Origin of the sequence: Mesorhizobium sp. B2-5-11 (genome assembly GCF_006440835.1) — a bacterium.
GTDB lineage: Bacteria > Pseudomonadota > Alphaproteobacteria > Rhizobiales > Rhizobiaceae > Mesorhizobium.
Genome location: NZ_VFUK01000018.1, coordinates 34,130 through 53,561 on the forward strand (window position 1 = coordinate 34,130; position 19,432 = coordinate 53,561).

Consider the following 19,432-nt stretch of genomic DNA (forward strand, 5'->3'; position numbering starts at 1 on the left):
GTAGCGACCTGGCTGGTCGTACTGGCTGGGCGCTGTTCAGCGCCCGTAAGGCATCAATGCCGCCGTGGCGGCACCCGAGTAATTCACGTAGACCGTCTTCTTGCGCATGTAGCTCTCGAGCCCGTGTACGCCGTCGTCACCGCCCAATCCGCTCTCGCGGAAGCCGACATGGAAGCCCTGCAGCATTTCTGGCCCGATCCGGTTCACATAGATTTCGCCAAACGAGACCTCGTTGACGGCGTTCATGACGCGACCCAGATCGTTGGTGAAAAGATAGGCCGACAGGCCATAGCGACTGGCATTGGTGATGCTGACTGCCTCCTCGAAGGTGTCGAAGGGCATGATCGGCACGACCGGGCCGAAGATTTCCCGCGTCATGATCGGCATGTCGGGCGTCACGTCGGTCAATACGGTCGGATTGAGCCAGTAGCCACCGTCGATCGGCGCCTTGGCCGGGCGTCCGCCGGCCAGAGCCAGCTTCGCGCCGCCCGCGACGGCTTCCGCCAGGACCACCTCGACCTTTTCCAATTCCTCACGGCTGACTTTGGGACCGATATCGGTATTCGCCTGCATCGGATCACCGACGACCAGCGACTTCGAGAACTCCACGAAGCGCGTGACGAACTGATCGTAAATCGAACGGTGGACGAGCGTGCGTTCGTTGCATATGCAGACCTGCCCGCAATTCATGTAGCGCGAGGTGGCCGCCGACCGCACCGCCAGCTCGAGATCGGCATCGGCCAGGACGATGAAGGGCGCCTTGCCGCCAAGCTCCAGCGAAACGGGCGTCAGGTTGCGCGAGGCATTCGCCATGATGCGCTTGCCGGTCGGCACGCTTCCGGTCATGGTGATGAGGTCGACGCCGGGTTCCGTGCACAGCACCTCGCCTATGGTTTCGCCTCGTCCTGTTATGATGTTGACGACGCCGTCCGGCACGCCCGCTTCCACAAAGATGCGAGCCATTTCGAGCGCCGAAAGCGGCGTGTCTTCATGCGGTTTGAGGACGATGGTGTCGCCGGCGATCATGGCGGGCGCCACCTTTCGGCTGACCAGGGCGCTCGGATAATTCCAGGGAATGATGGCGGCGACGACGCCTACGGGTACGCGCTGGATCCAGACCTGCTCTCCCGCATAGTCGGATGGCAGGATCTCACCTTGAATGCGGCGGGCAAACTCGGCGTAGTAGTCGAAGAACTCGGCCGCACCGCCGACTTCACCCATGGCCTCATTGATCGGCTTGCCTTGTTCCCTGACGACCACCTCGGCCAGATGTCGGGTGTTCTGCCGGATCAACACCGCGATCCGCTTCATGATCGCCGCACGGGCGAGGGGTGATTTGAGCCCCCAGGCTTTCTGCGCCTTACGGGCTGCCTCTATCGCCTGGCGAGCCTGATCCGGACTTGCCTCGGGCACGTCGACAAAAACCTTGCCGTTGGCCGGGTTGATCACCGGGCGCGTGCCGGCTTCGCCGGTGACAAATCTGCCGTCGATCAGCATGAGATGGGACTTCTCTACAGCCATGATTCGATCCGCTTCTTCGTGCGTTGCAGGCGTGCCGGTGCCTAAGGTTTGGATTTTGCCGCGGCCATCTGAACGGCGAACTCGATCGCCTCGACCAGGCTGTCCTCGTTGGCGATGCCCTTGCCGGCGATGTCGAAGGCCGTGCCGTGGTCGACGGAGGTACGAATGATCGGAAGGCCGAGCGTCACATTGACACCGGAGAGCGCTTTCCATTCACCGGTCGCGGGATCGACATTGAAGCCGAGCAGCTTCACCGGAACATGGCCCTGATCGTGATACATCGCGACCACCGCATCATACTGACGGGCACGTAGCTTGACGAAGACCGTGTCGCCCGGAACAGGTCCAACCACGGCGAAATCGGGCGATGTGTAAGAGGCGACGACCGGGGTCGTGATGTCGATGTCCTCACGACCGAAAATGCCGCCTTCGCCAGCGTGCGGGTTGAGCGCGGCAATCGCAATGCGCGGATGGGCAATGCCGAGGCTCTGCAATGCCTCGACAGTCAACTCGATAACCCGGCGCAAACGAGGTTCGGTCAGTTTCGACGGAACCTGAGCCAGCGCCACATGGGTCGAGACATGGCTGACGCGAAAATCGCCATGGGCAAGCATCATCACGGAATCGCGTGCGCCTGTCAGCTCCGCCAGCATGTCGGTATGGCCGGCATAGTGATAGCCGGCCAGGTTGAGTGCTTCCTTGTTGAGAGGGGCCGTAACGATGCCTGCTATCGAGCCGGCCTGGGCCAGGCGAACAGCCTTTTCGATGGCCAGGTAGGCAAGGCGCCCGCCTTCGGCCGACATGACGCCTGTCTCTATGGGTGTCCGCTCTGGTCCGGCCTCAAGAATGGCCACGGGCGGAAAATGTCCGTTGGGCGAAGCCGACGGTTCTTCCCGCTCGATACGTCCTGAAATGGACTCCATCGCGCGCATCGCGGTGACGCTGCCGATGATGAGAAGCGACAGTGACCCCTCGGCAAGGCGCGGTTTCAGCCGTGCGCATGCCTTCGCGATGATCTCGGGGCCGATGCCCGCGGGATCACCCATTGTGATGCCGAGCCTTGGACCAGACATAAACACCCCATATCGGTCAATTGTGATCATCTTCTAATCCTTCTGGCCAGATATGCGCAATAGTTTTCTTTCGCGATCATTCGCAATCAAATTTCACGGCTGATCGGACTGCGCCTCTCCCTCTGCGGGCTGAAATCTCGACCGCACCCGGCTTCGCAGTGTTTTTGACGCTATTTGACCGGCAAGGCGGATGTGCCGCGTCTTCGCCGGCGATCGTCCTGATCAGGAACGCGCGAGAGCGGCAAGCCTGCAGAGCAGGGCGCTGTCGCCGAACGCGCCCGATTTCGAAATCGTGGCCAGCCCCTCGAAAACGCCGCCTTTGATGACGGAAACCGGCAGCCCCGGCTCGATCTCGCTTTCGACCGTGAGTTCGACGGCGCCTAGGCTGTCGCACACCGACCGCAATGTTTCGCCGCCAGTGACGAGCAACGTGCCGGGCTTCGGCAAATCTTCGAGAAGCGAGGCAAACACCTTGCCGATATGATCCGCCACCGCGTGGCGATCACCCGATGCAGCGACGCTGACAATTGATGGCGCGCCTTGCATCATCCGCTCCGCCAAGCGCTTTCTCGCTTTGTCGATGTCGCGTTCGATAACGATATGCGCATCCGCATGCCGGGCGGCAAAGAGGGCCACCTGTCCCGCTGTGACCTCGTGATTTGTGCCGACAAGGCCAAGGAACGGCCCGGATAACGCAAGAGCAGGCTTCTGCTGTGCTTTCATGTGCCGGGCGAGTGCCGCCGCCAGGCCGCCTGTGCCGACCCACAAGATCCGTGCCTCCGGGATTCCGGCCGTTGCGACGATCTTGTCCAGGTCCGTGTCCGTTTCGGCATCGTAGAGGGTGATGAAATGGACCGGTCGTGCCCTCGGTGTTGAACGCCCGACCGAAAAGCGCTGGCCGAGGTCGGCGAGGAGGTCGGGACCAACCATTTCAGGCCGATCGAGCCGCCATTGGCGCCCGGCGCGCGTAACACGCCCTTGAAATGGGAAAGCAGGCGCCAGCACAACGCGCTGGTACGTCCCCTCGACGATGCAGGCTTCTATTTCGGCGATGACGTGACCGCGCAAAAGGCTGTCGATCTTCTTGAAACTCAATTGTCCGGCGGCGAGCCATGGCGCGAGCGCCCGGTGCCTGGCGACGGCCGTCGCCTCGGCGCCCTCTCGCGTGGCCGCATCGACAGCCATACGCCCCGAAAACGCACGGTCCAGTTGCCAGCTCACCCCGATGCCGTAGCCAGGCGAGGCGAAGGAAACCGCGCTATCCAGGGCGCCGGTCAGGTCGTCGGCTACGACCCGAATATCCGCAATCTCAAGAGCGCTCAACTGAAGAACCTGGACGGCTGACGCGCACGACGCGGACGTTCACATCGAGCGTCCGAAGATTGGTGAGGTGAGCCTGATCGATGCCCTCGTCGGTAATGATCTGGTGGATATCGGCCAGACGGCAGATGGTGCAGAAATTGGGGGCAGTGAACTTCGAATTGTCCGCAAGCACGACGACACGGCGCGCCGCCGCGATCATCGCCTGCTTCATCGCCGCAACCTCTAGCGAGGTCTCCGTGAGCATGTCTCCGGTGATGGCATGGGTCCCAAGAATGGCCACATCGGCGTGGATGGTTCGCAGGAAATTCTCGCCGGGCTGGCCGACCAGGGTCAGTGAGCCCGGCTTGCAGGTGCCGCCAAGCATGACGAGACGTACTTCCGGCACGGCTGCAAGTATCTGCGCGATCGCAAGACTGTTGGTAACGGCGGTAAGCGGAATAGGCGTCGCGGCGATGGCGCGGGCGACTTCCAGCACGGTCGTGCTTGCGTCGAAAATGACGCTTTGGCCGGCGCGGAGTTCCGACATCATGGCGGCACCGATGGCCTCTTTCTCTGCCCTGGCGAAATGCGCCGCGGTGGCGAGATCCGGCTCGAAGGTGGCGAGTTCCGTGCGCTGAAGCATCGCCCCGCCATGCGTTCGCTCCAGTGCTCCCTGCCGTTCAAGCGTCTCGAGATCGCGCCGGATCGTCGAAGGCGATGCGCCGATGAGATCGATGAGCTCCTGAACGCCTACGGCTCCTTGCCGTTTAAGGCATTCGAGGATGAAGGCATGACGCTTGGCCGGAATCAAGTCGACCCGTCCGCGCCCGCCATCGTCTTCCCATGACCCGGCGGACGCCGAGGGCGCCATGTCCTCCACCGCTGATTTTCGGACATTCCTTGCCACGTTTGTATCTCCGCACGGTGCCGCAAACGCGCTCGCCTGAATCACGCGAGCGATCTGCCGCAAAATATCATGAATCCATCCAGCAAGCCCAATCGTTTGTCATCTTGGTGGGCGAATTCCCACCGTTTTGGCTTGGTTAGAATTATTTTGACTGGTTTTTGACCGAATATGCTGATCAAACGTGGTCAACCTTGGTCGGAAGAGGTTGAAAAACGAGCAGTTTTCGTCAAAAAACTTTCTGCGGCGGCGGTAACGGCGCGGCAGATGGGGGGTGTAGACGATGAAGCGGCACTTCGTGATGCCGTTCTGCTGACGCGACCTGGAGACGACGTCGGTCCCGCCGGCCGAATTGGCTTGGCGCTGGCTGGCAACTCGGCCCGCGGAGGATCTTCTGACGAGGCGAGCGTCGTCGGAGTTCTCGATGCCTTGGGGCTTGCCCGGGATGACGAGACGGCGGCCGACTTGGCAGACGAGCTTACGCATCTTGCTGCGACCCACGGCACTGTCGGAACGACGATCGGCACCTTCGCGGCCGTCGAGCGCCGAGGCCTTCCACGCACTGGCGGGTCCTGGTTCGCCGACGCGCTGTTGGTACAGCGGCTGGGTTGGCCCCACGCGGGTCCCGCTGTTCGGTGGCGAAACCGCCAATGATCTTCATTTGAAATGCTTGCGGTCGATATGATCTCGATATAACATTTACGCAATCCAGGCATGACCCCACCGCTCCACTCGATCATTTCCAGGCTCCACCTGAAACAGCTGCGGCTCCTGGTCGCGCTGGGCGAGCACGGCTCGCTCCTGAAGGCCTCGCAGCAGGTCGCGTTGACGCAACCGGGCGCGAGCAAGGCATTGCAGGAAATCGAGACGACCTTCGGCACGCCGCTGTTCGTTCGCACCAACCGGGGCCTGGAGCCCAATGCCGTCGGCCATTGCGTGATCCGCTATGCGCGCCTGATCCAGACGGATCTCGCGCACCTGCGCGACGAGATCGTCGGAATCATGCGTGGCCAGGGCGGGCGGGTGGCGGCCGGCGTCATCATGGGCGCGGTGCCGCTGCTCACCGATGCCATCTCCGCGCTCGTTGCGCGGCAGGCCGACTTGTCCGTCGAGATCGTCGAGGACACCAGCGCCGCCCTGCTGGCCCAGCTCGAAGCCGGCCGGCTCGACCTGGCGATCTGCCGCACGACCATCAGCCAGGCGCCGCAGGTCTACGACAGCGTGAAGCTCCAGGATGAAACGCTCGCGGTGATCGCGAACGTCGGCCATCCGCTCCGGCACGCGAAGAAGCTCACCCTGCAGGAGCTGGCGCCATACCGATGGGTGGTATACCGCGCGAACATGCCGATGCGGCTCTTGCTCGAACGCGAATACCGCGATTGCGGGATCCGGTTCCCGCAGCACCTGCTCGAGACGACCTCCGCTTTTGCGACGCTGGCGCTGCTGCAGGCCAACCCGTCCTTCGTGGCCCTGGTGTCGATCGAAGTCGCGCAGTTCTTCGCGCACCGGCAGATGACGCGCATCCTGCCGCTGGCCCTGGCGTCGCGAAGCGAGGCCTATGAGCTCGTCACCCGCAAGGGGGCGTGGGTTCCGCCCGCCGCCAAACTGCTGATCGACGAATTGGTCCATCGCCAGTCCTGAGCATCAGGTCGGCGCGACCGCGCCGGTCAGCGCTGTATCCGCCAGGGTGCCGCATGGGCAAGGCGATGGACCTGGCCAGCGGGGCCGAGGGGGGCCGTCCGTGCGCGCCATGACCGAGCGGCTCGGCTTGCCGACGGGCTTGGCCCAACTGGGCGTGGCGCGCGATGTTCCCCGACATCGTCCGGGCGCCTTGAAGGACCACAGTCACCTGACCAACCCGCGCGTGGCATCCGACACCGGTTACGAAGCGATGCTCGAAGCCAGCCTTTAGGAAGCAAGCACACTATGTTCAACAACCTGATCGGCGGCGAGTGGGTCGAAGGCCCTCGCGTCTCGCGCAACATCAACCCCTCGGACACGCGCGACGTCATTGGCGAGTTCGCGCAAGCCGAGGCGGCCCAAGCCAGGCAGGCCATCGCCGCAGCCACCCAGGCCCAGTCCGCCTGGGGCCTGTCCACCCCGCAGCAGCGCTTCGACATCCTCGACGCCGCCGGCGCCGGGATCCTGGCGCGCAAGGCCGAACTGGGCGACCTGCTCGCCCGCGAGGGAGGCAAGACCCTGCCCGAGGCCATCGGCGAGGTGGCACGGGCCGGCAACATCTTCAAGTTCTTTGCCGGCGAAGCGCTGCGTGTCGGCGGCGACGTGGTGCCTTCCGTACGCCCGGCGTCGGCGTGGAAGTCACCCGCGAGCCCGTAGGCGTCGTGGGCCTGATCACGCCCTGGAACTTCCCCATCGCGATCCCCGCCTGGAAGATCGCCCCGGCCTTGGCCTGCGGCAACGCCGTGGTGCTCAAGCCCGCCGATCTCGTATACGGCAGCGCCTGGGCCATCGCCGACATCCTGCACCGCGCGGGCCTGCCAGCGGGGTGTTCAACCTGGTGATGGGCCGCGGCTCCGAAGTGGGCCAGGTGCTGCTGGACGACAAACGCGTCAACGCGATCAGCTTCACCGGCCCGGTGGCCACCGGCCAGCGCATCGCGCAGGCCTGTGTCGCGCGCATGGCCAAGTTCTTCATGCCGCCGGTGCTGGAATCACTGGCCTCGGGTCCGAGGAACAGGTAGTCCCGCCGGACCGAGAGGCCTGGCGGGACTATTGTTGAGAGCTGTAGTCCTGCTAATACGAACTGGAGGCTGCGTGCCTTCCTGCGATGATGCCCTGAGAGAGAGCTCGACCGTTCCCGTGCTGACTGAATCCGCCAGCAGCTTCGCCGGCGGCGTAGAGGCCGGGAATCACCTGAGAGGCATAGTCGAGGACCTGGCTTGAGCCGTTGATGCGCAGGCCGGACCGGGCGTCGTGGATCACCGGCGTCGACCAGGCGGCATAGAAGGGGCCCCGTTGGATCTTGTATTGGGGTGTCGGTTTGCCGAAGTCGGCGTCGGCACCCGCGTCAACAAAGCTGTTGTACCGCGTCACCGTTTCGACCAGGTTGCTTGCCGGCATCGGAACCCGCTGATGCGGCATGACGATCTTCTGTGCGAGTTCCTCCAGCGTGTTTGCCTGGAAGAAGAATCCATCGGGATCGACGAAGGGCGGCGCCACATTCCATCTCTGGCGGGCCACGGCATCTGCATCGAAGATGGCCCAGATCGGGCCACCGCCGTTGTGGCCGTCGCCGATTCCAGCCAGAGCGGCGTTGATCCAGTTTTGCGGGTTGTATGTGATGTTCTTGGCGTTCAGGTAGCTGCCCTGAGTGTACGGGTTGACCGAGCCAGCGCTGTTCGTCCCGAATTGACCTCCCGTTTCGTCGTAGAACCGCCTCCCGATCATGTTTACATGGATAACGTTCTGGTTGTTGACGTTGGCTAGTCCCGAAGCTTTCGCAAGGTGGAAGACAGGGCTATTGGGCCCCCACTGCAGGAACGAGTAGTTGTACCGCGTTCCGATGGCGGTTGGCTTGGTGATGTTAGTGCCGAACTCTCCAGTCTGGTTGTACGTGCCCGCGAGCGACGCGCCGACATTCAGCCCTGCGAGTATGCCGCTGGCGTCCTGGAAGGAATAGGGCTCGCCAGCGACGCCGCAGTACTCCGCGGTGAGCCGTGGGTCGAACTGTCGGCGGTATTCCACATTGCCGTTTCCGCCGCCACTCGCAATCACTACGCCCTTGCGTGCCTGAATGTTAACGAGGCGGCCCTGATTGGAGGCTACGACCCCGACCACGCCCGCTTTCGTCCGCAGCAGTGACTCCAAACGGTAATTCAGCAGGATCTTCACGCCACGCGCCTTTGCCGCGGCCTCCAGCGGATATATGAAGCCGGGCCCTTGAGACGTCGTCCGCTGTTGGCTCGCGGCTACCGGCAAGCCGGTCCGGACCGAGACGTAGTTCATGATCGCCGTATGCATCATACGGTTCACCGAGTTGCCGACCTCATTGCCGCCGACATTGTCGGGCCTGGATGTCGTCCACACGACGCCATGGCGGACCAGAAAGTTGTAAAGGTCGACGTTGACGTCGGCAAATGCCCGGATCAGCTCGCGATCGTTATAGCGGTAGCTCGGAAAGCCGTTCGCCTGGACGATGGACCAGTCGGTAAGGTCGCGATACAGGAGGTCTGGCGAGTCCGCGATGCCGGCCGCCATCTGGGCAGGGGTTCCGCCTCCCAGGGGAATGTTGCCTGAGCTGACGATGCCACGTCCCCCGATGTGCGGTTGCGCCTCGAGGACAATAACCGACGCGCCCGCCTCTGCGGCGGCGACTGCGGCCCCGAGGCCCGCCGAGCCGCAACCCACAACGACGATATCGGCTACGCGCGGGTCCGCGGCATTGGCAATGCTCGGCTGCAATATGCTGCTGGCCACCCCTGCGGCGGCGATTCCGGCGCCGGCCTTCAACAATGAGCGTCGGCTGACTGTCATTACGTTCTCCTCCTGATATTTTTAGACCAGCGCATTCGGGCCAGCGCATTCGGGATTGTTTGGATCTGGGCCTGAACAGCGAAACTCATTAATCGTGATCGCCGCAGAGACTTGGCCGGCCGGAGTATTGCAGCATTCGCTCGCGCGACAACTGAGAAGATGTGATCTCGGTATAACGTTTACTCAACCCAGGCATGGCCCCACCGCTCCACTCGATCGTTTCCAGGATCCACCTGAAACAGTTGCGGCTCCTACTCGCGCTGGGCGAGCATGGCTCGCTCCTCAAAGCCTCGCAGCAGGTCGCGTTGACGCAACCGGGCGAGCAAGGCATTGCAGGAAATCGAGACGACCTTCGGTCGCCGCTGGGTTACGGCAGGCCGGAACGCATTGTCATCGACGGCAGCCAAACCAACCGCGAGGCGGTCATTTCCTGCGATGCTGAAAGCCGTCTGCGGGACCGCCCGCGACGTTCACCGAAGCCGATTCACATCCGCAACAGCAAGTACCTCAATAATTGGATCGAACAGAACCATCGACGCGTCAAGCGCCGCATCCACTCCATGTTCGGCTTCAAGTGAATGCGACCGCCGAGGTTATTCTCACTGGCATGGAGATGGTTCACATGATGCGCAGACAGCAGGCGAGGTTTGCCTACAATCCATCTCCCTCGATCGCCGAGCAGTTCGAGATCCTGGCAGCCTGATCAGCGACGCGAAAACAAAAGAACGATTTGCGACAGAGCCCGCGAATGTCGATAGCCAGCGGCAGCCTTGCGCCGTCTGCATGCCACGCTGTTTTGCAAGCCTGTTATCGGCGCCAATCGTACAGCCCTGCGGAGTTCAGAAGCCGATGCCGTAGCGCTGCAGACACGGCGCGAGCGCTTCGGCCGCGCCGCAACGCGCGGGCAGCTCGACGCGTAACCGCGCATAGGCCCATTGCCGCCAGGGACGCGGAGAACTGCCGGATATCTCGATACGGACGAGTGACGGCATGCGGTTGGTGCTTGTCCATTCGGGGCTGAGCGCGCCGTCCGGCCCGGCATAGCTGAACGAAAGCTTCAGATCGCCTCGCACCAGCGGAAGATCCTCCCCGCCCTCGCCCATCCTGTGATCGCGGCGGGCACGAATGAGGGCCTCGTCGGCTCCGGCCCGACCCATCGAATAGGTGATGTCATCAAGTCCCGCACGCGGCTCGTAGCCGAGCGCCGGGCGCTCGAAGGTGACCTCGTCGGCATGGCCGGTGAAGCGGATCGCAGCGGCTCCCTCCGGGTTGGAATAGCCGGGCTGCGCCGCCTCCAGATCCTCGACCATCCGGTCGAGAATCACCGCCACCGTGTCCTCCTGCCCGCCTCTGGCGATTATCCCCTGCCATTGGCGCAGCCAGGTTCCGGTGTAGAGTGCCAGCCCGCCAAACAGCATCGTCGCAAGCACCAGCGAAGCCAATGCCTCGATCAGCGTGAAGCCGGCCCGAGCGCTGCGTTTCCTTGTCATTGCCGCTTGCCGAGGCGCACGGTCTGCATCGCGTCGTCATCCGATCCGTCGGTGCTGCGAACGGTGACGGAGTAAAGCTGCCATCCGGCGCGAGCCAGGGCAGTGCCGCGTTCGAAGCGGTACGGTTCCACGATGACCGTGAAGCCTCCGATCACGCGCCGGCCCGTTCGCAACGGGCTAAGGGTCATCGCCGCCGCCATGGCAGCCTGCATGCCGACACGGCGTTCGGTCGATCGTTCCAGACCCGCGAACGCACCTGCGGTGCCCGTGATCATGCGCGCGATCGGAACGATCAGCAGCACGGCGACGGCAAGCGAGGCCAGAACCTCGATCAGCGTGAAGCCGCGTCTGCGCCGTCCTGTCATTTCGGCCTCATTTCCACGCGGCCGGTCAACCAGTCGACGCGCAGTTCGATCTCCCGGCCGCTGGCGGACAGTGTCATGACGCCCCCACACGACCGTCCGTCGGCAAGGAAGCGCAAGGCTCTGCTTCCGCCTCGTATGGGACACCGGTCCGACGTGACCCAGTTCATGGCCACCCCATCCCTGATCGAGATCGGATTGGCGCCATCCACCTGGATGCGTTTGTTTCCCGGATCGACCCTCACGTCGGCGACGCTGCCCGTGGTCAGCGCCTTCGCTCTGCCCTTGCGGAACTCCCCGCTGACGCGAACCGCCTCGCCAGAAAGCTCGGCAGCCCCGATGCTGGAACGCGGGCGCGGCATCAGCACGAAGGCCGCGAGAGCGACGATCGCAAGCGCCGCGACCACGTCGAGCAGCACGACACCGCGTTGCGTCCTTTTGCGGTTGCTGTTGCCCTTAGGGCTGGGCGGACACATTGGAGCCGCGCCCACCGGGCCCGTCGGTGGTGATGTTGAACGTCTTTCCGTCGCTTGCGTATCTGTATTCATGACCCCACGGATCGAGCGGAACGGTCTCGCCGCGAACGTATGGCCCGTTCCAGACCTGGATGGTCGAGGGCTTGCGCACCAGCGCTCCCAGCCCCTCTGCCTGCACCGGATAACGGCCGACATCGATGTAGAAGATGTCGAGCGCGCTGGAAAACGCCTCGATCTGAAGCTTCGCCGCACGCACGCGCGAGTCGGACAACTGCGCGAGAACACGAGGACCGACGAGCGCCGAGATCAGGCCGATGATGGCCAGCACGACCAGCATCTCGATCAGCGTAAAGCCTGCCTCGCGGCGCCGGGCACGCTTGCGCTGCATGAGATTGGGACCAACTGCGAAATGAACGCTCATGCAAACAGCCTCCTAGCGGACCATGTCGTTGAATGACATGAGGGTGGACATGATCGACACGATCATACCACCGATCAAGATACTGATGGTTGCCACTGCCGCAGGGCCGACAAGCCCGACGATACGGGACAGCGAACGCTCCAGCCGCACTTCATAGAAGTCGGCGACACGATAGGCCAGCCCTGCGAGTTCGCCACTTTGCTCGCCGAGCCTCAACATGCGCACCGCCAGCGGGGGAAGCTGAAGAATCTCAAGCGCATGGCCAAGCCTATTCCCCTGCCTCAGCGCGTCGGACGCCTGCTGCGCGCGTGCCCGCGCGGCCTCGCCGTGGTCGACGGTATCGCTGATGAGCTTGAAAGCCACAGGAACCGCCACGCCAGTCTCGACCATGATGCCCAGGAGACGGGCGAAGCGCCCCGTCCGATAGCTCCCCGGTATCTCCGACAAAAGCGGAAGTTTCTTGGCGAAACCCCAAAGCCATGCCCAGAGAAGGCCCCGCCGCGCCGCCACGAACCCCAGCAATACGAGTATCGAAGCCGCAAGCAAAAGGACCAGCCCATAAGCGCGCAGGAAATTCGAGACCGCGAACATCACCACCATCAGCGTGTCCTTCTTGCCGCTCTGCATGAGCATCGGTTCGAACTGAGGAACGACCCCCACCAGGAAGAAGACCAGTACGCAGATCGTGCCGGCAAACAGGACTGCCGGATACCGCAGCGCCTCGCTGACTTTGGCCCGCAATGCCTCGAAATGCTGGCGCTCCTGCACGATGCGCGACAGGAGGGTGGGTAACTTGCCGGAGGTCTCCGCGACACGAACCATGGCGACCTGGAACGCCGGGAACAGAGCGGGCCAGGCTTCCAGCGCTCTGGAGAACGAGGTGCCCGACGCCAGGTCGGTGCGAATGCCGGCAACCACGGGCTGAAGCCTGCCGCTGTCGAATTCCTTTTCCATGATCGCCAGCGCTTCGTCGATCCGGATCCCCGCATTCAGCATGATCGACAGGTCGGAGAGCAGCCGCGTGACCTGCGACGCCGGTATTCGGGTCGAAAACAGCGGTGCGCGCGATGCAGACTGCCTCGGTTCGACACTTACCGGGATCAGCCCGCGCGCCCCGAGCTTCTGGACGGCATCGTCGGAATCGGACGCATCGATCCGCCCGAGTTCGAGACGACCCTCGCCATTCAAAGCCTTGTATGCGAATGCCGTGGAGACCATGGAGGCCAAATTTCCTAACTGTACGCCTCTACTGGAGACGTTCGTTCCTGATAGCTGTCTGTGAAAGAAACTCGCTCCATTAATCCCTGCCGGAGGCTCGGAATGTGCAACCACTCCATTTGGATCAACCCCCTGAAGGCGTGGGCACCGGCTCCTCCGGTGGCAACATTTGTTCACCGCTTGCCTCATCCGAAAACCGCAGCGAGGCGCGTCCTCCCGCTCCATCGAGCTTGACTTCGAACTGGCCGACTTCCTTCAGGGTCCAACCTTCCCGGCTTTCCCCCGTGCGCAGCGTGAAGGCCGCCATTTCGGCCGGGGTGGTGAAGGTCGCGCTGTTGAGCCTTTCCGACCGCACGATGCCAACCAATTGCCACTCGGGCGCCGCGGCAGGCGGGGGCTCGGGTTCCGGCTCGGGCTGCACGACAATAGGTTCCGGCTCGGGGGCACCGAACGCGATCGGGGCAGTCCGGTCCGGCGAGAACAGGGGCCGATCCCGAAGCGCCGCATAGTCGCTCACCTGGCGTTCCCTGACCGATAGCTTTTCTGCGCCGAAGGACAGGCTCGAAGAGGCCGCGATGGCGGCGAGCATCATTGTCGCGCCCAGCATGGTCATCATGACTGGGGTCCCTTCTCCCGGAAGGCCGACAGCATGACGTTCAGCGACAGCGGCCGATCCATGGAACCCGAGGTCTGATTTCCCCCCAGATCGACGTTTCGGTTCAACCGAAGCCTGAAGCTATCAACGACCATGACGGGCGAGCTTGCCTCGATGGCATACATGAGATCGGGCAGCGATTGCTCCATAACCTCGATATCGGCAGTTAAACGAATGCGTTCCAAAGACTCCAACTGAGGATCGCCTATATCGGCGACCTGACCGTCTGTGGGAACATCGACGCGCCGGATAACGGCACCCACGCGTTCAACGCGGTTGGAGAGCAGACTCTGGAATTCGGCCGAGACGAGCCCACTGGTTTGCGCATCGAGAAGAATCTTGCCCTCGCCGGGATCCAGAGCCTGGTTCGCGCCTTGGGGAACCGGGGAAGTGGACGCCTTGCTTTCGAGCAAGGCGGTACGTTCCTCATAGAGCGCCAGCGCGCCCGCCTCCGCGCGCCAGGACAGCAGCGTATCGGCGACGAGTACAAGAGCTCCGACGACCAGCAGGGCCATGACGACCAGGGATTGAAGCCGCGTGTCGCGCCACAGGGGTGTCGTCCTCATCGCAGCGAACCTCCCGTGCGGATGAGCGGGCGGGTATCGACCTCGAACTCCGAGGTAACGCCATCCTCGCCGCGCAGGGCCGATCCGACCAGCTTGCTGTCTTCGAAGCGACCCGATGATTCCAGCGCGGTCAGTACTTCGGGCAGGTCCTTGGTCCGGCCCGAGAGACGCATGCGGCCATTGGCGAAGGACACCTCAATGGCATAGGAATGCGTCGGCAAAACCTGAGCCAGGTCGTCCAATGCTCCCAGCGCGCTTATCGCGTCGTCCTTGATATTCCGCGCCTCCTGCTCAGGCGCTGTTTCAGCCTTGTCCGGAGTCGCCGCCAGCGCGATTGCCTGGCGCGCCTTCTCGGCCCGGATCTCGACGGCGGCGCGGCGCTCGGCATAGTTGTTCTGGATCATCGGCCGCACCGCCGGAGCCGTGACTGCAGCGACTAGGCTTACGCCCAGAACTCCGGCAAGGACAAACTTTATCCGGCCACGCGTGCCGGTGACCCGTTGCCGCTGTGTCAATACTTCCACGGCATCGCCTTCCGGAAACGGCGCCGAGATCACGACCTGGCGGGCCTCGGCCACATTCAGGCAGGCCAAGGCAGCAGCGACACGCGACCTCGGAACGATTGCGACGGCGACGGTGATCTGCCGCGCCTCACGGCTGATCCCGAGGACCCTGTGGCCGAAATAGATATCGGAAGCAGGCAATGGCGAAAGCGCGCCCATCCGCGACGTAACGATGCCTTCGACGTGGCTGGCAGCCTCCATCGGCAGTTCGATCCGGCGCGCGATCACCCAGCTCGCCGGGATGCCGAGATGGACCGCCTTTCCATTCACCGCGGCGCGCAATGCGGCCGGCGCCTGCGTGTCTGGAGAAATCAGTATCAACAGGGGTGCTGACGGCTTTCGGCTGGTCGCCGGCTCGATTTCAAACGCGCTCCCATCGTCCGCGACCCGCGCGACCACGCGGCTGCTGGATTTGACGCGCGCAAGTTCATCCAGCAGGGAGGCCGGTCCCGCGATCCAGTCATCCAAGCCGCGGATCGCCGCGGTGAAAGGATAAGCCATTCCGGTCAAACCCCAGAGCAGAAGCCGGCACCGGATCCGGAGTTCCGTCGCCCGCGTGAATACAAATCATAGCGCATCTTCAGGTCCTAATTCCAGATCAGTCACAGTTCTTCGCCAATCGAGCACCGATCTTGAACGCAGGCCCAAGTAGGAACTGTCCTAATGATTGTCGCGCGGCAGGCCGCTGGTGACGGCGATGTTCTGGTACTTCACCGCCGGCTTCAGAACCATTCCCTCGGACAACTGGTCAACCATTGACCGCTGGATCTCCTGCCAGGGTGTCTGATGCTTCGGATATGCATAGCCGCCCTCGTTTTGCAGGTCGACGCGACGGCGCTTAATCTCGTCGTCCGACACGAGGATGTCGGCGGTCCCCTTGCGCAGGTCGATGCGTACCCGGTCACCCGTACGCAGCAGCGCAAGGCCACCACCGACGGCCGCCTCGGGCGAGGCGTTGAGGATCGATGGAGAGCCGGAAGTGCCGGACTGACGGCCATCGCCGATGCAGGGAAGCGAGTGGATGCCCGCCTTCAGCAGGTAGGCTGGCGGCTGCATGTTCACGACTTCGGCGCCGCCCGGATAACCGACTGGGCCGGCTCCGCGCATGAACAGGATGGTATTCTCGTTCAGGCCGAGTGACGGATCCTCAATGCGACGGTGGTAGTCTTCCGGACCGTCGAAGACGACGGCGACGCCCTCGAAGGCATCGGGGTCTCGCGGATTTGACAGATAGCGGTCGCGAAACTCCGGCGAGATGACCGACGTCTTCATGATTGCGGAATCGAACAGATTGCCTTTCAGGTTGATGAAGCCGGCATCCTTCCTGAGCGGATTGGCCACGGTACGGATGACCTTGCCGTCGAGATTCTCTGCCGCGGCGCAATTGTCGCCGATCGTGCGGCCGTTGACGGTCATGGCTCCAGGATGCGGCAGCAAGCCGGCCTTCATCAGCTCTGCCACCACGACCGGCACACCGCCCGCATGATGATAGTCCTCGCCGAGATATTCACCGGCCGGCTGGAGATTTACGATTAGCGGAACGTGGTGACCGACCTTCTGCCAGTCATCGACGGTCAGCGACACGCCGAGATGCCGCGCGATGGCGTTGAGGTGGATCGGCGCATTGGTCGAGCCGCCGATGGCAGAATTGACGACGATGGCGTTCTCGAAGGCTTGCCGCGTCATGATGTCGGAGGGTTTCAAGTCCTCGCGCACCATGTCGACGATGCGCTTGCCGGTTTGGTAGGCGATCTGGCCGCGCTCGCGATAGGGTGCTGGAATGGCGGCGGAGCCCGGCAACTGCATGCCGAGCGCCTCGGCCAGCGAGTTCATCGTCGTCGCCGTGCCCATCGTGTTGCAGTAGCCGACGGACGGCGCCGATGAAGCGACGATGTCCATGAACTGGTCGTAGTCGATCTCTCCTGCCGCCAGCCTTTCGCGTGACTTCCACACGACCGTGCCGGAGCCGGTGCGTTCGCCCTTGTGCCAGCCGTTCAGCATCGGGCCGACGGACAGCGCTATGGCCGGAATGTTGACGGTGGCCGCGGCCATCAGCAGCGCCGGGGTGGTCTTGTCGCAGCCGATGGTCAGCACGACGCCATCCAGCGGATAGCCATAAAGCAACTCGACGAGAGCGAGATAGGCGAGGTTGCGGTCGAGCGCGGCGGTGGGCCGCTTGCCTGTCTCCTGGATCGGGTGGACCGGGAATTCCAACGGCACCCCGCCGGCGGCCACAATGCCGTCGCGCACGCGCTTGGCGAGCTCGATATGATGCCGGTTGCAAGGTGACAGGTCCGAGCCCGTCTGGGCGATGCCGATAAGCGGCTTTCCGGACTGCAGTTCTTCGCGGGTCAGCCCATAGTTCAGATAGCGTTCGAGGTAGAGCGCCGTCATGCCGGGATTGTCCGGATTGTCGAACCACTCGCGCGAGCGTAGCCGCTTCGCACCATTGATCTTGGACATTTACACCTCCAGAACCGCCGTTTGGCCATCGATATGGCATCGGCAACTGGCGGACAAGTACCCTCAATCAGATATGTGGACAAATTGCCCATTTTGTGGATTGTAGTAAGATGTGAACGATACGGCAGGCGCGCAGATGCGCCGCGTGCCGGGGAGGGGTAGCCAAGCGTGAGCCAGATCATCTTCATTCCCGCCGAGGGCGGCTCGGGCGAACCCCGTGTCGCGGCGTCGCCCGATACGGTGAAGCGCATAGCCGCCCTTGGCTTCGACGTGGTGGTTGAGAGCGGAGCGGGCACACTGTCCCGCATCGCCGACGAAGACTACGCGAAGGCCGGTGCCACCATTGGTTCCGCATCCGATGCGGCCCGTGCGGATGTGATTCTGAAGGTGCGCCGGCCGACTGATGCGGAGCTGAAAAGCTACAAGTCAGGCGCTGCGGTCATCGCCATCATGGATCCGTATGGCAACGATGCCGCCGTCGCGGCGCTGGCCAAGGCCGGGCTGACGGCCTTTGCGATGGAATTCATGCCGCGCATCACGCGCGCCCAGTCGATGGACGTCTTGTCCTCGCAGGCTAACCTTGCCGGCTACCAGGCGGTGATCGACGGCGCTGCCGAATATGACCGGGCGCTGCCGATGATGATGACGGCGGCCGGCACTGTTCCTGCCGCCAAGGTGTTCATCATGGGCGTCGGCGTTGCCGGCCTGCAGGCGATCGCCACAGCGCGCCGGCTCGGCGCGGTCGTCACCGCGACCGATGTGCGCCCCGCCGCCAAGGAACAGGTCGCCTCGCTTGGCGCAAAGTTCCTCGCCGTCGAGGACGAAGAGTTCAAGGCGGCCGAGACCGCCGGCGGCTACGCCAAGGAGATGTCCAGGGAATACCAGGCCAAGCAGGCGGCGCTGACCGCCGAGCACATCGCCAAGCAGGACATCGTCATCACCACGGCGCTGATCCCCGGCCGCCCGGCGCCGAGGCTGGTGTCGGCTGACATGGTCGCCTCGATGAAGCCTGGTTCGGTGATCGTCGATCTTGCTGTGGAGCGCGGCGGCAATGTCGAGGGCGCTGTGCCTGGCAAGGTCGTGACGACGGCCAACGGCGTCAAGATCGTCGGCCATCTCAACGTGCCGGGCCGCGTCGCGGCCTCCGCTTCGCTGCTCTACGCCAGGAACCTTTTTGCTTTCCTCGAGACCCTGGTCGACAAGGCGACGAAGACGCTTGCCATCAACCGCGATGACGACCTGGTCAAGGCGACCATGCTGACCGACGGCGGCAAGATCGTCCATCCGGCCTTCGCCAAGGCCGACCAGCAGCCGCCAAAGGGCCAATATATCGAACCGCCGGCGATCCCGGCCAGCACAATGGTCGCTGATGCTTCGGCGCCCAAGAAAGCCGCGCCCAGGAAAGCTGCCGCATCCAAGCCCTCGCCGCCCAAGTCGCCCCCGCCGCCCAAGTCGCCCTCGCCAAAGTCGCCCTCGCCCAAGCCGAAAGGGACCGCGTGATGGACCAGACCTTGCAGAAAGCCCTCGACCAGCTCGACCAGGCAAGTGCTGCCGTCCGGCTGGCGGTGCAGAACCTGGCAAATGCTCCCGGCGGCGCCGAGGCGGCCGGTGACGCCGCGCACGCGCTGTCGGGCGGCGCCATCGATCCCTTCGTCTTCCGCCTGGCCATCTTCGTGCTGGCGATCTTCGTCGGCTATTACGTCGTCTGGTCGGTGACGCCTGCGCTGCACACGCCGCTGATGGCCGTCACCAACGCCATCTCCTCGGTCATCGTCGTCGGCGCGCTGCTTGCCGTCGGCATCGCCGCCTCCGGCGTCGCCGCGGGCTTCGGCTTCGTCGCGCTGATGCTGGTGTCGGTCAACATCTTCGGCGGCTTCCTCGTCACCCAGCGCATGCTGGCAATGTACAAGAAGAAGGACAAGTGA

Annotated in this window: 19 protein-coding genes and 2 pseudogenes; 6 read left to right on the forward strand and 15 right to left on the reverse strand. The window is 63.5% G+C overall.

Translation table 11 applies throughout. From position 1 onward, the window contains the following. Positions 1-36: 36 nt before the first annotated feature. The 5 genes from aldA to FJ490_RS33420 all read right to left on the reverse strand — a co-directional run bounded on the left by aldA (position 37) and on the right by FJ490_RS33420 (position 5,418). On the reverse strand, positions 37-1,521 hold the full coding sequence (gene aldA / locus FJ490_RS30975; RefSeq protein WP_140729597.1) for an aldehyde dehydrogenase: 1,485 nt from the start codon (positions 1,519-1,521) through the stop codon (positions 37-39). A gap of 41 nt (positions 1,522-1,562) precedes the next feature. Continuing rightward, positions 1,563-2,594 (reverse strand): 4-hydroxythreonine-4-phosphate dehydrogenase PdxA, encoded by a 1,032-nt coding sequence (pdxA, locus tag FJ490_RS30980; protein WP_210239487.1) that lies wholly within the window; start codon positions 2,592-2,594, stop codon positions 1,563-1,565. 222 nt (positions 2,595-2,816) lie between these two features. Continuing rightward, positions 2,817-3,917 (reverse strand): four-carbon acid sugar kinase family protein, encoded by a 1,101-nt coding sequence (locus tag FJ490_RS30985; RefSeq protein ID WP_140729598.1) that lies wholly within the window; start codon positions 3,915-3,917, stop codon positions 2,817-2,819. Next, on the reverse strand, positions 3,904-4,803 hold the full coding sequence (locus tag FJ490_RS30990) for a DeoR/GlpR family DNA-binding transcription regulator (protein ID WP_318012478.1): 900 nt from the start codon (positions 4,801-4,803) through the stop codon (positions 3,904-3,906). Before FJ490_RS30990 ends, FJ490_RS30985 begins: the two co-directional genes overlap by 14 nt. Positions 4,804-4,902: 99 nt before the next feature. Next, complete coding sequence (locus FJ490_RS33420; protein ID WP_246676728.1) at positions 4,903-5,418, reverse strand: hypothetical protein; 516 nt, start codon at positions 5,416-5,418, stop codon at positions 4,903-4,905. Between the two features lie 96 nt (positions 5,419-5,514). Here FJ490_RS33420 and FJ490_RS31000 point away from each other — a divergent pair, with 96 nt between their 5' ends. From FJ490_RS31000 to FJ490_RS31010, 3 genes and pseudogenes are all read left to right on the forward strand, one after another. Beyond that, the gene (locus tag FJ490_RS31000) at positions 5,515-6,441 is read left to right on the forward strand and encodes a LysR family transcriptional regulator (protein WP_140496511.1); all 927 of its coding nucleotides are present in this window, start codon (positions 5,515-5,517) and stop codon (positions 6,439-6,441) included. A 100-nt stretch (positions 6,442-6,541) separates the two neighbouring features. Continuing rightward, positions 6,542-6,712 carry an iron-containing alcohol dehydrogenase gene (locus FJ490_RS31005; RefSeq protein ID WP_140557690.1) on the forward strand — a complete coding sequence of 57 codons (171 nt, stop codon included), beginning with the start codon at positions 6,542-6,544 and terminating at the stop codon, positions 6,710-6,712. A 14-nt stretch (positions 6,713-6,726) separates the two neighbouring features. Beyond that, positions 6,727-7,432: pseudogene (locus tag FJ490_RS31010) on the forward strand (aldehyde dehydrogenase family protein); the annotation flags it as partial. A 121-nt stretch (positions 7,433-7,553) separates the two neighbouring features. On the opposite strand, the gene FJ490_RS31015 reads toward FJ490_RS31010, so the two are convergent. After that, complete coding sequence (locus tag FJ490_RS31015) at positions 7,554-9,293, reverse strand: FAD-dependent oxidoreductase (protein ID WP_140557692.1); 1,740 nt, start codon at positions 9,291-9,293, stop codon at positions 7,554-7,556. 368 nt (positions 9,294-9,661) lie between these two features. On the opposite strand from FJ490_RS31015, the pseudogene FJ490_RS33425 reads away from it, so the two are divergent. After that, positions 9,662-9,996, forward strand: a pseudogene (locus tag FJ490_RS33425) (DDE-type integrase/transposase/recombinase); the annotation flags it as partial. Positions 9,997-10,132: 136 nt separating this feature from the next. Here FJ490_RS33425 and FJ490_RS31025 read toward each other — a convergent pair. The 9 genes from FJ490_RS31025 to FJ490_RS31065 form a co-directional block, all read right to left on the reverse strand. Further along, positions 10,133-10,783 (reverse strand): prepilin-type N-terminal cleavage/methylation domain-containing protein, encoded by a 651-nt coding sequence (locus FJ490_RS31025; protein ID WP_140496507.1) that lies wholly within the window; start codon positions 10,781-10,783, stop codon positions 10,133-10,135. After that, a complete protein-coding gene (locus tag FJ490_RS31030; protein ID WP_140496503.1) occupies positions 10,780-11,148 on the reverse strand; it encodes a prepilin-type N-terminal cleavage/methylation domain-containing protein in 369 nt (122 codons plus the stop codon). Before FJ490_RS31030 ends, FJ490_RS31025 begins: the two co-directional genes overlap by 4 nt. Then, positions 11,145-11,564, reverse strand: coding sequence for a hypothetical protein (locus tag FJ490_RS31035; RefSeq protein ID WP_140496501.1), 420 nt, complete (start codon positions 11,562-11,564; stop codon positions 11,145-11,147). The genes FJ490_RS31030 and FJ490_RS31035 overlap by 4 nt, the downstream gene beginning before the upstream one ends. A 37-nt stretch (positions 11,565-11,601) precedes the next feature. Beyond that, positions 11,602-12,042 (reverse strand): type II secretion system major pseudopilin GspG, encoded by a 441-nt coding sequence (gene gspG / locus FJ490_RS31040; protein WP_140496499.1) that lies wholly within the window; start codon positions 12,040-12,042, stop codon positions 11,602-11,604. Between the two features lie 12 nt (positions 12,043-12,054). Beyond that, a complete protein-coding gene (locus tag FJ490_RS31045) occupies positions 12,055-13,374 on the reverse strand; it encodes a type II secretion system F family protein (protein WP_181165436.1) in 1,320 nt (439 codons plus the stop codon). Positions 13,375-13,384: 10 nt separating this feature from the next. Further along, complete coding sequence (locus FJ490_RS31050) at positions 13,385-13,876, reverse strand: hypothetical protein (RefSeq protein ID WP_140496494.1); 492 nt, start codon at positions 13,874-13,876, stop codon at positions 13,385-13,387. Further along, the gene (locus FJ490_RS31055; RefSeq protein ID WP_140496491.1) at positions 13,873-14,481 is read right to left on the reverse strand and encodes a GspMb/PilO family protein; all 609 of its coding nucleotides are present in this window, start codon (positions 14,479-14,481) and stop codon (positions 13,873-13,875) included. Before FJ490_RS31055 ends, FJ490_RS31050 begins: the two co-directional genes overlap by 4 nt. Further along, a complete protein-coding gene (locus FJ490_RS31060; protein ID WP_140670962.1) occupies positions 14,478-15,512 on the reverse strand; it encodes a PilN domain-containing protein in 1,035 nt (344 codons plus the stop codon). The genes FJ490_RS31055 and FJ490_RS31060 overlap by 4 nt, the downstream gene beginning before the upstream one ends. Before the next feature lie 192 nt (positions 15,513-15,704). Continuing rightward, positions 15,705-17,507, reverse strand: coding sequence for an IlvD/Edd family dehydratase (locus tag FJ490_RS31065; RefSeq protein WP_140496487.1), 1,803 nt, complete (start codon positions 17,505-17,507; stop codon positions 15,705-15,707). A 168-nt stretch (positions 17,508-17,675) separates the two neighbouring features. Between FJ490_RS31065 and FJ490_RS31070 the strand changes: the two genes are divergently transcribed. Together FJ490_RS31070 and FJ490_RS31075 are read left to right on the forward strand one after the other, a co-directional pair. Then, positions 17,676-19,007 (forward strand): Re/Si-specific NAD(P)(+) transhydrogenase subunit alpha, encoded by a 1,332-nt coding sequence (locus FJ490_RS31070; protein ID WP_140736554.1) that lies wholly within the window; start codon positions 17,676-17,678, stop codon positions 19,005-19,007. Then, positions 19,007-19,432: an NAD(P) transhydrogenase subunit alpha gene (locus FJ490_RS31075; protein WP_140512858.1), complete on the forward strand. Its 426-nt coding sequence runs from the start codon at positions 19,007-19,009 to the stop codon at positions 19,430-19,432. Before FJ490_RS31070 ends, FJ490_RS31075 begins: the two co-directional genes overlap by 1 nt.

Excerpts from the sequence above, each read along its gene's own strand:
- FJ490_RS31030 (WP_140496503.1), bottom strand. The coding sequence starts at position 11,148 with ATGACAGGACGGCGCAGACGCGGCTTCACGCTGATCGAGGTTCTGGCC.
- FJ490_RS31015 (WP_140557692.1), bottom strand. The coding sequence starts at position 9,293 with ATGACAGTCAGCCGACGCTCATTGTTGAAGGCCGGCGCCGGAATCGCC.
- FJ490_RS31000 (WP_140496511.1), top strand. The coding sequence starts at position 5,515 with ATGACCCCACCGCTCCACTCGATCATTTCCAGGCTCCACCTGAAACAG.
- aldA (WP_140729597.1), bottom strand. The coding sequence starts at position 1,521 with ATGGCTGTAGAGAAGTCCCATCTCATGCTGATCGACGGCAGATTTGTC.
- FJ490_RS31075 (WP_140512858.1), top strand. The coding sequence starts at position 19,007 with ATGGACCAGACCTTGCAGAAAGCCCTCGACCAGCTCGACCAGGCAAGT.
- FJ490_RS31025 (WP_140496507.1), bottom strand. The coding sequence starts at position 10,783 with ATGACAAGGAAACGCAGCGCTCGGGCCGGCTTCACGCTGATCGAGGCA.
- FJ490_RS31050 (WP_140496494.1), bottom strand. The coding sequence starts at position 13,876 with ATGATGACCATGCTGGGCGCGACAATGATGCTCGCCGCCATCGCGGCC.
- gspG (WP_140496499.1), bottom strand. The coding sequence starts at position 12,042 with ATGAGCGTTCATTTCGCAGTTGGTCCCAATCTCATGCAGCGCAAGCGT.
- pdxA (WP_210239487.1), bottom strand. The coding sequence starts at position 2,594 with ATGTCTGGTCCAAGGCTCGGCATCACAATGGGTGATCCCGCGGGCATC.
- FJ490_RS31055 (WP_140496491.1), bottom strand. The coding sequence starts at position 14,481 with ATGAGGACGACACCCCTGTGGCGCGACACGCGGCTTCAATCCCTGGTC.
- FJ490_RS31065 (WP_140496487.1), bottom strand. The coding sequence starts at position 17,507 with ATGTCCAAGATCAATGGTGCGAAGCGGCTACGCTCGCGCGAGTGGTTC.